At 62.0% G+C, this 14,093-nt stretch carries 5 protein-coding genes; 2 read left to right on the top strand and 3 right to left on the bottom strand.

Annotated elements, in window-relative coordinates; genetic code table 11:
* Window positions 1-45 precede the first annotated feature (45 nt).
* Both KIT10_06180 and KIT10_06175 read left to right on the top strand, forming a co-directional pair.
* Complete coding sequence (locus KIT10_06180) at window positions 46-2,601, top strand: hypothetical protein (protein ID MCW5898839.1); 2,556 nt, start codon at window positions 46-48, stop codon at window positions 2,599-2,601.
* Between the two features lie 81 nt (window positions 2,602-2,682).
* A complete protein-coding gene (locus KIT10_06175; GenBank protein MCW5898838.1) occupies window positions 2,683-9,483 on the top strand; it encodes a T9SS type A sorting domain-containing protein in 6,801 nt (2,266 codons plus the stop codon).
* Between the two features lie 443 nt (window positions 9,484-9,926).
* Here the strand turns inward: KIT10_06175 and KIT10_06170 are convergent, their stop codons facing one another.
* From KIT10_06170 to KIT10_06160, 3 genes are all read right to left on the bottom strand, one after another.
* The gene (locus KIT10_06170; GenBank protein MCW5898837.1) at window positions 9,927-11,387 is read right to left on the bottom strand and encodes a glyceraldehyde-3-phosphate dehydrogenase; all 1,461 of its coding nucleotides are present in this window, start codon (window positions 11,385-11,387) and stop codon (window positions 9,927-9,929) included.
* A gap of 85 nt (window positions 11,388-11,472) precedes the next feature.
* The gene (locus KIT10_06165) at window positions 11,473-12,336 is read right to left on the bottom strand and encodes an RNA polymerase sigma factor RpoD/SigA (protein ID MCW5898836.1); all 864 of its coding nucleotides are present in this window, start codon (window positions 12,334-12,336) and stop codon (window positions 11,473-11,475) included.
* Window positions 12,337-12,495: 159 nt separating this feature from the next.
* Window positions 12,496-13,953 (bottom strand): trypsin-like peptidase domain-containing protein, encoded by a 1,458-nt coding sequence (locus KIT10_06160; GenBank protein MCW5898835.1) that lies wholly within the window; start codon window positions 13,951-13,953, stop codon window positions 12,496-12,498.
* Window positions 13,954-14,093: the final 140 nt, after the last annotated feature.

The raw sequence follows: 14,093 nt of genomic DNA, 5'->3' as shown, positions 1-14,093 counted from the left end.
TTATCTTGCCCGGCGTTAACTCCGGTACAGAACACCCCTCGTCCCATGATGCCACGCTACCCCCTGCTCGTGGCTTTCGTCGTGCTGTCCCTCAGCCAAGCTTGGGGGCAATGCTCCACGACCCAGGCCAATTCCTGTGTTTGCCGCACCCCCGGCCAGACGGTTTGTGACCTGTTGCCCGATCTCACCATCTCCTGGGTGGGTTTGGAGAGTTATTCCAATGGACCAAGCGAGTATCCGCAAGGGGATGGATCCAATGCGGGCCGCTTGCGCGTGACAGGATCGACGCCGAATATCGGCTATGGACCACTTGAGGTGCGTACCGTGAGCCAAAGTGGCCTGCGTCACTTCGTATGTGGCACTGACACATTTACAGTGTCTGGTGGACAGACCAATTTCAACTGTCCCAATGGCCAGGAGCCCAAGCAGATCATCTTTCAGCAGGTCTACCGCAAGAACGGCAACCAGATGCTGAAGAACGAGCGGATGAGCGGCAGCATGACCTACCACTCGGCGCACAGCCATTACCATGTGGATGATTGGACGACCATGACGCTGCGGCTCCAACAGCCCGGTGTGGCCGACCCCCGGCAATGGCCTGTTGTAGCCACTGGCGCCAAGGTGGGTTTCTGTCTGATGGATTTCGGCAAGTGCAGCACTTCCAACTATCACGGACATTGTCGTACCAGTCAGGAGTATCAAGGTGGTACGGCGCTGAACAGCGATTCCAATTTCCCCAACATCGGGATGTATGGCAATTATCAGTGCCAGACGAATGTCCAGGGGATCTCTGTGGGCCGTACCGATGTGTACAGCAAGAGCCTGGACATGATGTGGATCAACATGATGGACGGCCTCTGCAACGGGAACTATTGGATCGTGGCCGAGGTGGACCCCAACGATGTGTTCGTGGAGGAGAATGACGAGAACAACTGGACGGCGATCCCCTACACGCTCACCCAGCAGCGCCCTGCGGGCAGCGGTGGTTCGGCCAGCATTCAGGCGCCTGAAGGGCTGCGCATCGCACCCGGTGGCAGCATCCCCTTGGTGGCCACCGCAGGTCACTCCTACCAGTGGAGCAACGGGGCCACCACGCGCACGATCAACGTCACGCAACCCGGCAATTACAGCGTAACGGTCACAGGCCCCTGCGGTCAGTTGATCTCGGGCTTGGTCAATGTCACCGCGCTGCCCGCCCTTGCCGCACCGATCGGACAAGGGGCCGAGGTGGTGGGACCGGCATCGGCACAGCTTTCAGCCTCGGGGCAAGGCGCTGAGATCGTGTGGTATGCCACCCCATCTGGAGGATCGGCACTGGCCACGGGTGGGGTCTTCAATACGCCCGTGCTGGAGGAGACCACTTCCTATTATGCTTCCACGCGTACGGTTCACTCAGGTCTTTCCGACATGGCCGCCAAGACGAATCTGAGTGGGCCACAAAACAGCGCCACCGCCAAGCAGGCCCTGATCTTCGATGCCTACCAGCCCTTTGAGATCGTCTCCGTCAAGGTGTACGCCACGGGGAATGGCACCCGCCATTTCGTGCTGGTGGACAATGTGGGCAACCTTATCGATGAGCGCTATGTGTATCTGCCCTCCGGTACCCAGCGGGTGGACCTCAATTTCCATGTGCCGGCAGGTACCGACCACCGCATCACCGCCTTCGATGACAATACGGAGATCATCCGTCAATTGCATCGCGACAATGAAGGGGTGAGCTACCCTTACGCCATTGGCACTATGGGTTCCATCACCGGCAGCACGGCGGGCGCTGGCTTCTACTACTACCTCTATGATTGGGAAGTTCGCACCCCGGACGTAGTGGTGGAAAGCCCCCGCACGGAGGTAACGGCCACCGTCACCAACGGCGTGGCCCTGGACCTGCGCATGTGGCTGGATGGTCCCTACGATACGGGCTCCGGTCTGATGCGCGATGACCTGCGGACCAATGGTCTGGTGCCAGTGGCGGAACCGTATTCCGCCTTGGGTTTCACACAGGTGGGTGGAGGAGGAGAGACGCTGACTCCCGCCCTCCTGCAAGTGGTGGGTGATGGCGCCGTTGTGGATTGGGTATTGGTGGAATTGCGCGATGCCGGAACGCCGGCCACGATCGTCGCCACGCGCAGCGGTCTGTTGCTGCGCGATGGAAGAGTGGTATCGCCGGAAGGCAGCACCTTGCGGATACCAGCACCTTCAGGCAGCTACCATGTGGCCGTTCGCCACCGCAACCACCTCGGTTGCATGACAACCGTTCCCGTATCATTGGCCGCCACGCCTGTGCTGATCGATCTGGGTTCCTCGGCGACCATCACCTGGGGCCAGGAGGCGCGCAAGGCGAATGGCGCACGCATGACCCTCTGGAGTGGCAACGTGCTGCTGGACGACCAACTGAAGTACACCGGCATGGAGAACGACCGTGACCCCATCCTGGCCACGGTCGGTGGGGTGGTGCCCACGAATACGATCCAAGGCTACCTTGCCACCGATGTCACCCTTGATGGCACCGTGAAGTACACGGGCCAGGGCAACGATCGTGACCCCATCTTGAGCAACATTGGTGGCGTGGTACCCACCAACATCCGCCTTGAACAACTTCCCTGACACTCCAGGCCCAGCGCCCTTTTTTCGAACCCTGGCATTCACCCCAACCCCTCGACCATGTCAAGCTTTTTTCCTCCCGCATTGAAACGTCTGCTTCTGATCGCCTCGCTGCCCCTGACGTTCATGGGTGGAGTCATGGCCCAGCCCTCCACGGTCGACATTGACCTCGTGGAAGGTACCGGAGGCAACCAGTTGCTGGTGCGTTTGCGCTACAATGGAGGGTCCTTCGGTGAGGTGCTTAGCAACTTGCAGTTCACCATTCGCTGGCCCAACAATGCCGCAACATTGCCGGTAGGTACGGCATTTTGCACCGGTGCGGCCTTCCCGATCGGCCCCTCCGCCACTGTGATCGATGGTGGGTTCAAGTATCGTACATGGAACTCGGTCGCGACCGCCCAATTGCAGTGGGATCCCGATGAGGATGGTGGTTGCGGCTTCGTGTTCCCCGCGAACGAATGGGTCACGGTGCTGACCATCAACCCGGGCAGCAATGCGGCGCTCTGCACGGAATTCCAGATCGTCAACGATGCCTTTACAGCGGCCAACAACCGCAACTACTTCGTCTCCCTCAATGGCAACGCGAACAACGGTCAGGGCCAGCCATACACGGGGATCATCGAACCAACGCCGGTCCAAGCGGGTGGTACCTGCAGTGCGGATTGCCTCGGGAACCCCGGTGGCAATGCCCAGGTGGACGCCTGCGGGGTGTGCTACGCCAATGGCCCTGCGAACCCCCTGTGGAACACCACCTGCGCGGACTGCCTGGGCGTGCCCAATGGCAGCGCCTTGCCTGGCACGGCTTGCAACGATGGCAACCCGAACACGGGCAACGACACCTGGCAGGGTGACTGCACCTGCGTGGGCCAGTTGATCGACTGCCTGGGCGTGCCCGGTGGCAGCGCCTTGCCCGGCACGGCTTGCAATGACGGTAACCCGGACACGGGCAACGACATCTGGCAGGGTGACTGCACCTGCGTGGGCCAGTTGATCGACTGCCTGGGCGTGCCCGGTGGCAGCGCCTTGCCCGGCACGGCTTGCAATGACGGCAACCCGAACACGGGCAACGACACCTGGCAGGGCGACTGTACCTGCGTGGGCCAGTTGATCGACTGCTTGGGCGTGCCTGGTGGCAGCGCTCAAATTGACGCTTGCGGGGTGTGCTACGCGAACGGCCCTGCCAACCCGTTGTGGAACACCACCTGCGCAGACTGCTTAGGCGTGCCCAATGGCAACGCCGATATCGACCTGTGCGGGGAGTGCTATGCTGATGGCGACCAGAACCCTGCATGGAACACCACCTGTACTGACTGTAATGGTGATGTGAACGGCACAGCAGTGATCGACAACTGCGGGAATTGCGTTGGCGGCAATACAGGTGAAGAGCCTTGCGCCAATGACTGCGCTGGCGTACCGGGCGGCAATGCCGAAGTGGACGCCTGCGGCGTGTGCTACGCGAACGGCCCGGCCAACCCGCTTTGGAACACCACCTGCGCGGATTGCTTGGGTGTGCCCAATGGCAGTGCATTGCCCGGCACGGCTTGCAATGACGGTAACCCGAACACGGGCAACGACACCTGGCAGGGTGACTGCACCTGCGTGGGCCAGCTGATCGACTGCCTGGGTGTGCCCGGTGGCAGCGCCTTGCCCGGCACGGCTTGCAATGACGGCAACCCGAACACGGGCAACGACACCTGGCAGGGCGACTGTACCTGCGTGGGCCAGTTGATCGACTGCTTGGGCGTGCCTGGTGGCAGCGCTCAAATTGACGCTTGCGGGGTGTGCTACGCGAACGGCCCTGCCAACCCGTTGTGGAACACCACCTGCGCAGACTGCTTAGGCGTGCCCAATGGCAACGCCGATATCGACCTGTGCGGGGAGTGCTATGCTGATGGCGACCAGAACCCTGCATGGAACACCACCTGTACTGACTGTAATGGTGATGTGAACGGCACAGCAGTGATCGACAACTGCGGGAATTGCGTTGGCGGCAATACAGGTGAAGAGCCTTGCGCCAATGACTGCGCTGGCGTACCGGGCGGCAATGCCGAAGTGGACGCCTGCGGCGTGTGCTACGCGAACGGCCCGGCCAACCCGCTTTGGAACACCACCTGCGCGGATTGCTTGGGTGTGCCCAATGGCAGTGCATTGCCCGGCACGGCTTGCAATGACGGTAACCCGAACACGGGCAACGACACCTGGCAGGGTGACTGCACCTGCGTGGGCCAGCTGATCGACTGCCTGGGTGTGCCCGGTGGCAGCGCCTTGCCCGGCACGGCTTGCAATGACGGCAACCCGAACACGGGCAACGACACCTGGCAGGGCGACTGTACCTGCGTGGGCCAGTTGATCGACTGCTTGGGCGTGCCTGGTGGCAGCGCTCAAATTGACGCTTGCGGGGTGTGCTACGCGAACGGCCCTGCCAACCCGTTGTGGAACACCACCTGCGCAGACTGCTTAGGCGTGCCCAATGGCAACGCCGATATCGACCTGTGCGGGGAGTGCTATGCTGATGGCGACCAGAACCCTGCATGGAACACCACCTGTACTGACTGTAATGGTGATGTGAACGGCACAGCAGTGATCGACAACTGCGGGAATTGCGTTGGCGGCAATACAGGTGAAGAGCCTTGCGCCAATGACTGCGCTGGCGTACCGGGCGGCAATGCCGAAGTGGACGCCTGCGGCGTGTGCTACGCGAACGGCCCGGCCAACCCGCTTTGGAACACCACCTGCGCGGATTGCTTGGGTGTGCCCAATGGCAGTGCATTGCCCGGCACGGCTTGCAATGACGGTAACCCGAACACGGGCAACGACACCTGGCAGGGTGACTGCACCTGCGTGGGCCAGCTGATCGACTGCCTGGGTGTGCCCGGTGGCAATGCGCAAGTGGACGCCTGCGGGGTGTGCTACGCGAACGGCCCTGCCAACCCACTGTGGAACACCACCTGCGCGGACTGCCTGAATGTGCCCAACGGCAACGCCGAGGTGGACGCTTGCGGAGTATGTTACGCGAATGGCCCTGCCAACCCGGATTGGAACACCACCTGCGAAGACTGCGCCGGGGTGCCCAATGGATCGGCGGTATTCGACAATTGCGGCAACTGCGTGGGTGGCACCACTGGTGAAGAGCCTTGTGCCAACGATTGTGCCGGTGTGCCGGGTGGCGATGCTGAAGTGGATGCCTGCGGTGTCTGCTATGAAGGCGGCGCCACCAACCCCTTGTGGAACACCACCTGCCTGGATTGCAACGGCGACGTGAACGGCACGGCCAGTATCGATGACTGCGGCGTGTGCAGCGGAGGCGATACGGGTGTGGAGCCGAATGATTGCGAGGACTGCAACGGCAACATTCCCACGAACGCCAACCTGGCCATCTGGACCTTCGAGGTGAGTGTGCCCACCACGGCCGGCCCGCACGCCGCTGAGGGTGGCATCTTTTCGGGCTCCTCACAAGCGCTTGGCTTGCATGCCTCTGGAGCCACGGCCTATTCCAATCCTGTTGGAAATGGTTCCTTGGAGTCTTTCAGCTCCAACAACTGGGCTGTTGGGGACTACTACCAGGTGCGCTTCCCCACCACGGGGCATGAGACCGTCAACATCGCTTGGGACCAGACGCGCAGCGCCACTGGTCCAGGCAGCTTCGAACTCCAGTGGAGCACCAACGGAACGAGTTTCAGCACCATCGCATCCTACACCGTGGATGCGGTTACCTGGAGCAGTACCACACCAGCCACTGGCAGCAGCTTCTCCTATCCGCTGCCTGCCGGGGCGAACAACCTGCCCAATGTTTGGGTGCGCTTCACATCCACAGTGACCACGGCAGCGGCTGGTGCGAACCGGGTGGACAACATCGTGGCCAGCGGTACCAGCCTCTCCTCGAGTGTGGACGATTGCGGCATCTGCTACCTCGGTGGTGAAGCCAACCCACTGTGGAACACCACGTGCGCGGATTGCGCTGGTGTGCCCAATGGGGATAGCGAAGAGGACGAATGCGGCGTTTGCTACGCGGGTGGCGACCAGAACCCGGCTTGGAACACCACGTGCGCCGACTGTGCAGGGGTGCCCAACGGTAATGCCTATGTCGACAACTGCGAGAACTGCGTGGGAGGTACCACGGGTGAGGAGCCTTGCGACAACGATTGTGCGGGTGTTCCGGGTGGTGATGCCGAAGAGGACGCTTGCGGTGTGTGCTATGAGGGCGGCGCCAGCAACCCGCTGTGGAACACCACCTGTGCCGATTGTGCGGGTGTGCCCAACGGGAACTCGGAGTTGGACGCCTGCGGGGTATGCCTCGAAGGTGGAGCCTCCAACCCGGCTTGGAACGCCTGCGTGGATTGCGCCGGTGTGCCTTTCGGAGAAGCCTACATCGACAACTGTGAGAACTGCGTGGGCGGCACCACCAATGAGGAACCTTGCGCGAATGATTGCGCCGGTGTGCCGGGTGGTGATGCCGAAGAGGACGAGTGCGGCGTGTGCTATGCAGGCGGTGCCAGCAACCCGCTGTGGAACAGCACCTGCACGGACTGCAATGGTGTGGTGAACGGCACGGCGAGCATCGATGATTGCGACGTATGCAGCGGCGGAGACACGGGGATCGAACCCAATGCTTGTGCGGATTGCAACGGCAACATCGCTCAAGAGGCCGTGCTGGCCAATTGGACCTTCGAAGCAAGTGTGCCCACCACGGCCGGACCGCACAATGCGGAGGGTGGCCTCTTCAGCGGTGCCACTTCACAGGCATCCGCATCGCACGCATCAGCGTCCGTGGCCTATACCAATCCAGCGGGCAATGGTTCTGTGGAATCCTTCAGTGCGAACAACTGGGCGATAGGTGACTATTATCAGGTACGTTTCCCCACCACAGGCTATGAGGCCATCACAGTGGGTTGGGCACAAACGCGCTCAGGCACGGGTCCGGCGGACTTCAAACTGGAGTGGAGTGCCGATGGAACCAACTTCTCGGCACTGACCGACTACACGGTGGCGCAAGTGACCTGGAGCACCACGGTGCCCAATCCAGCATCCGTATTCGCTGCGGTGTCCTTGCCTGCGGGAGCCAACAACCTTTCGAACGTGTGGGTGCGCTTCACCTCGAAGGAGACCACGGCCGCGGCAGGCACCAATCGCATCGACGACATCGTGGTGCGTGGAACCACGCTCTCCTCGAGTGTTGACGATTGTGGTATCTGCTACCTCGGTGGTGCGTCGAACCCATTGTGGAACACCACCTGCGCGGATTGCGCTGGTGTGCCCAATGGGACGAGCGAAGAGGACGACTGCGGCGTATGCTACGCGGATGGTGAACAGAACCCAGCTTGGAACAGCACCTGCAGCGATTGCGCCGGTGTGCCCAATGGCAATGCCGAATTGGACGAGTGCGGCGTGTGCTACCCGGATGGTGAACAGAACCCCGCTTGGAACAGCACCTGCACCGATTGCCTGGGCGTGGTGAATGGCAATGACTTGCCTGGCCAGCCCTGCGACGATGGCGAAGAGAACACCATCGGTGATGCATGGAACGCCAACTGCGAGTGCGTGGGCGTCCCGGCCGAATGCGTGCATCAGTTGGTGCTCGACTTCGAGACCGACGGCAATGGCGATCAGATCTCCTGGGAGATCCTGCCCTTGGGCGGTGGTGCGCCGGTTTGCAGTGGCAGTGGTCTGCCGGACGATCAGCAGAGCGCCTTGGAGAATTGCTGCCTGCCGGATGGCTGCTACCGGCTGGTGGTCACCGATTCCGGCGGAGACGGCATCGCAGGGGGCGGCTACGTGCTGCGCACCCTGGGTGGTGACCGCATCATCGATAACCGTGGCAATGGTGACTTCGGCGGGGAGAGCGCGCTGGCACCGGGTGAGGGCTTCTGCCTGCCACTCGGCACGGACCGCCCCATCCACACCAGCTGTGACCGCTACTGGTGGTTGCCGGGCAACTACTTGGTGGCCACCGAGAACCTGCTCGTGAGCGCACAGTGGCAGGTTGGCGATCAGACCGATGATGGCTACGAGTTCTGGTTCTTCGACCCGAACGGTTCGCTCAGCTTCCGCAAACTCCGCAACCATGCCACCGGTGATGGTTTCGGCAACGTGGGCGCCACCAGGGCCTGCCACATCAAGTTGAACAACTGGGCGGCGGCGAGCCACCTGTTGGACGGTGTGCTGTACAACGTGCGTGTCCGCGGTGTGGTGAATGGACAGGCCTTGGAAGAGTACGGTCCTGCCTGCCGTGTGGTGCTGGATGCCGCCTTGGCCGCCTGCCCGCCCACCGGCCTGAACAACATTCCCGGCAACGCGAACTACAGTTGTGGGGTGACCAGGACCTTCGGTGGGCCAAACAGCGCCAGCAACCGCCTCACGGCCATCCCGGTCGCGGGTGCGAACCTCTACGAGTGGGAGTTCCGCAATGACCAGGAGGAGTACTTGGTGTACCGTCAGACCACTACCGTGCAGCGCCACCTGAATTGGGTGACCGAACCTGTGATGGAGGATGGTGCCACTTACCAGGTACGTGTGCGTGCGCGGAAGGGCTCCACTTGGTGCGCATGGGGTTGGGTCTGCGATGTGACCATCTCGAACAACGCCGCCCCGGGTGGAGAGAACGCCTTGATGGAACTTGCACATCCGCAGGTGACCCTATGGCCCAACCCGAACCGTGGCGATCAGGTCCAGTTCGCCATCGATCATGTGGCGGAGGATGTGGCGGCGGTGACGGTGGACATCTTCGAGCTCACCGGCCAGCGCGTGGTGGCCCGCAGTCTGCCCACCCAAGGTGGACGCTTCCTGGCCACGTTGGACCTGGCTGGCCATCTGGCGGCCGGTCTATACATGGTGAGCATCTCCGCAGGTGACTTCCAGCATGTGGAGCGGATGGTCGTACAGCCCTGACCATCAGAAGAATGATCATTGAAGCGGGGCCGCCTTGGGGCGGCCCCGCTTGTTTATGGGTACCTAGCCGCAATTGGTGGCTCCCAGAGCATCCGAAGCACCCCCAAGTGGAGTCACCACCCCAAAAAATACCCTACCCAGGGTATTGTGGGCGCTTCAGCACAGGACCACTTTTGGTCCATGAATATGATCGTCCAAGCCATCAAGTGGGAGTTGAAGCCCTCACCTCGCACGGAACGCATTCGCCAAGTGGCCTTCTACTTCGCGGTCGTCCCGCCGATCCTACTGATCATCTCCCTCTTCGTAGGCTGAAGGCCCCTATCGGGTGGTCCGTACTGGAGAGATACGCGCCCCCCTGAAGCGCGAAGCCCGGGAAGATCCCGGGCTTCGCCACATGGAACCGCAGGCAGGCATGGAGCACATGCCCGGCCCTGCGTGTCGGATCAATAATAGATCAGGCGGCGCACCTTGGCCACATATTTGGCCAGCCGCATCACCTGCTTGGTGTAGCCGAATTCGTTGTCGTACCAGGCATAGAGCACCACGTTCCTTCCATCGGGGCCCACAATGGTGGCGTTGCTGTCGAATACGCTGCAGCAGGTGTCGCCGATGATGTCGCTGCTCACCAGCTCAGGATCGATCTGGTAGTGCAACTGGTTCACCAGGTCGCCGTTCAGGGCCGCGTCACGCATCAGGTCATTCACTTCATCCCTGGTCACCGGTCGGGACAAACTCAGACTCATGATGGCCAGTGAGCCATTGGGCGTGGGCACCCGCACGGCGTTGGCGGTGAGTTTGTCCTTCAGGCTGGGGATGGCCTTGGTGACCGCGCTGCCGGCACCGGTGCTGGTGATCACCATGTTGATGGCGGCGCTCCGGCCCCGTCGGGGCTTCTTGTGGTAGTTGTCCAGCAGGTTCTGGTCGTTGGTGTAGGCGTGCACCGTTTCGATGTGACCCTTCACAATGCCCACCTTGTCCTCCATCACCTTCAGCGGAGGGCAGATGGCGTTGGTGGTGCAGCTGGCCGCGCTTACCAGGCGGTCGTTCTCCAGATCCACGTCGTGCTGGTTGATGCCGTACACGATGTTGGGCATCTCCTTGCCGGGGGCGGTCAGGATCACCTTGTGCACCCCCTTGGCTTTCAAGTGGCGCTCCAGGTCGGCGCGCTTGGTGAAGGCGCCCGTATTGTCGATGATCAGGGCATCCTGGATGCCGTAGGCCGTGTAATCGATGTCCTCCGGGTTGGAGGCGGCGATCAACCGCACCATTTGGCCATTGATCCAGAGCGCCTTTTTTTCCAGATCCTCCTTGACGGACCCTTTGAAAGCGCCATGCACACTGTCGTTGCGGAGCAGGGCGGCGCGCTTGACGATCTCCTCGTCGGTGACCGTGCGGGTGACGATGGCGCGCAGACGGAGTTGTTGGCCTTTGCCGGCCGCCTTCACCAGTTCACGTGCGGCGATGCGCCCGATACGTCCAAAGCCATAAAGCACCACATCGCGGGGTACGAAGTTGTGCTTGTCCTCCCCGATGAAGCCCGCAAGGGTCGTGCTCAGGAAGTCCTTGGCGGAGGAGGGTTTTGGGGTGGCGGTGAGGTACTCGTGCGTGAGGCGGCCGATATCGAGCTTGGAGGGCGCCAGGTCCAGCTCCAGCAGGGTACGGGCCAGTTCGGCGCTGGTGTAGATGTCGATGGGCTTCTTCACCACCAGTTCCGCGTAGTCGAACAGGTTGAGCACTTCCGAGATGCCCACATCGGTGAGGTGGTTGCGGAAAAAGACCAGTTCCACGCCCTTGCCGTACATCAGTTGGCCAACGGAATTGGTCAGGTCAACGGCCGCGCGTTCGCGGTCCACATAATCCTTCAGGCCGGCCTCGTATCCGGTCTTCGCTTCGAGGGTCTCCATGGATGGAAAAATGGGGGTTGTTGTGTTCGCGGGGTAAGGGTGTGAAGCCGCGCGCCCCGCTCGGTGGCGGGGCGCGTGGGTCACATTATCCGAGGTAGGCCTTCAGCAGCTTGCTGCGACTGGTATGCCGCAATCGGCGTATGGCCTTTTCCTTGATCTGGCGCACACGTTCGCGGGTCAGGTCGAACTTGGCCCCGATCTCCTCCAGGGTGAGGCCGTGGTTGATACCGATACCGAAGAAGAGCTTCACCACATCGCGTTCGCGCTCGGTGAGGGTGCTCAGGGCCCGGTCGATCTCCTTGGCCAGGGATTCGTTCAGCAGCAGGCGGTCCGCCGGGGCGCTGTCGTTGTTGGGCAGCACATCCAGCAGGCTGTTGCTCTCGCCTTCCACGAAAGGGGCGTCCATGCTGATGTGTCGGCCGCTCACCTTCATGGTGTCCGCCACCTTCTCGGCGGGCAGGTCCAGGCTGGCGGCGAGTTCCTCCGCGCTGGGCGGGCGCTCGAATTCCTGCTCCAGTTTGGCGAAGGCCTTGTTGATCTTGTTCAGGGAGCCCACCTGGTTGAGTGGCAGGCGCACGATGCGGCTCTGCTCGGCCAGGGCCTGCAGAATGCTCTGGCGGATCCACCATACCGCGTAGCTGATGAACTTGAAGCCGCGCGTCTCGTCGAAGCGCTGTGCCGCTTTGATCAGGCCCAAATTGCCCTCGTTGATCAGGTCGGGCAGGCTCAGGCCCTGGTTCTGGTATTGCTTGGCCACCGAAACCACGAAGCGCAGGTTGGCCTTCACCAGCTTCTCCAAAGCGGTGCCGTCCCCCTCCTTGATGCGCCGCGCGAGTTCCACCTCCTGGTCCGCGGTGATCAGGCCTTCCTTGCCGATCTCCTGGAGGTATTTGTCCAGCGACTGGCTTTCACGATTGGTGATCGACTTCGTGATCTTGAGCTGACGCATCCTTGAAGCCACGGTGGAACAGGTGTTAAGGGTGGATGATCGGGAGGTTTCGGGTCCCCTCAGGAAAAGGGGCTGGACCGGGCTGCGAAGGTACGGTCACGATGCGCTACGGGACAAGGGCAAGCCGTCGTTCCTGGGGGAAAGCCCGCCAGTTGTGGCTTACAGCCCCAGTCCATAGTAGGCCCGCACGCCATTGGGGTACACACCCTCCACCAGCACACCGCCTTTGCGGCCATTGAGCACGCGTTGAACGTCCTCGGGCTTGCGGATGCGGTCCTGGTCGATGCGGGTGATGATGAAGCCTTCCCGGATGCCACTGGTGCGGAACTTCCCGCTGTTGACGGCCACCACCTTCACCCCGTGCTCGAGATTCAGGGCCTTGAGGTCCTCGGGTGATGCCACGGCGAGTTCCGCCCCCAAGGTGCTGAGGGTCTCGCTCCTGCGGTTGGCCGCCACGGCAGTACCGCCTTCCCGGCCCCGAAGGGTCAGGTCCATCACGTTCTCCCTGCCGCTGCGCAGCACGGTCACGGGCACCCGGTCGCCGGGACGGAACCGACCCACCTGTTCCTGGAGTTGGGGCACGTTGTTCACGTCGATATTGCCCACCTTCACGATGATGTCCCCCGCCTTCATCCCGGCAGCCTGGGCGGCGCCGCCCTCGGTGATGCCATTGATGTACACCCCGCGCGGGCGATCCAGACCGGCCTCCGAAGCGAGTTTCTGGTCCATGTCGCGGATGCTGACACCGATGTAGGCCCGCTGCACAGTGCCGAACTCCAGAAGGTCGCCGGTCACCTTGCTCACGATGTTCACTGGAACCGCGAAGGAGTAACCCGCATAGGCGCCGGTGGTGCTGGCGATGGCCGTGTTGATGCCAACGAGTTCACCGGCGGCGTTCACCAGTGCGCCCCCACTGTTGCCAGGGTTCACGGCCGCATCGGTCTGGATGAAGGATTCGATGGGGAAGATGTCCTTGTTGGGGTCGTATTGCAGCAGATTGATGTTCCGTGCCTTGGCGCTGACGATGCCGGCGGTGACGGTGCTGGTCAGGTTCATGGGATTGCCAACGGCCAGTACCCATTGGCCCACGCGCACCTCGTCGGAGTTGCCGAAAGAGATGGCGTCCAGCCCCGTGGCGTCGACCTTCAGCAAGGCGATGTCCGTGCTGGGGTCGCGCCCGATGACCGTGGCGTCATAGCCACGGCGGTCGTTCAAGTGCACCCGTATGCGGTCCGCGCCATCCACCACGTGGTTGTTGGTCACGATATAGCCATCGTCAGTGATGATAACGCCGGAGCCGGCCCCCTGGCGCGGCTGCTGGGTGGGGGGGCGATAACCCCAGAAGAAATCCGCGAAGGGGTCGCGTACGTTCACCATGGTCTCCGTGGTCACGTGTACCACCGCGTTCACAGTACGCTCGGCGGCGTCCACCAGATCGGGCATGGTGACCGTGGTGATGGTTCCCGGGACATGGCCCACCCGGTGGGTCGGCGCCATCACCGTATCAGGGATCCCAGGGCCAGAGGCCGTGTGTCGCGTGTTGATCAGCTCTTGAAAGCCCAGCGCCAGCAGACCGCCCGCCAAGGCCATGGCAACATATCCGAGGATGCGTTTCATGGTCGTCCAGTTTTCAGGCGACAAGCGATCAAACCCTGTGCCTGCCGCACGGAGTGGAACGATCTGTCAGGCCTTTCGCAACAGCGTCGGCCGTTAAAAGATGTTGATCGGCCGAAGCGCAACGTTGGCCGATCTTCGCA

The sequence above is a fragment of the Flavobacteriales bacterium genome, from assembly GCA_026129465.1.
Lineage (GTDB): Bacteria > Bacteroidota > Bacteroidia > Flavobacteriales_F > PHOS-HE28 > PHOS-HE28.
The sequence above is the reverse complement of the archived record's forward strand: the minus strand, read 5'-3'. Positions and strand labels throughout refer to the sequence as shown.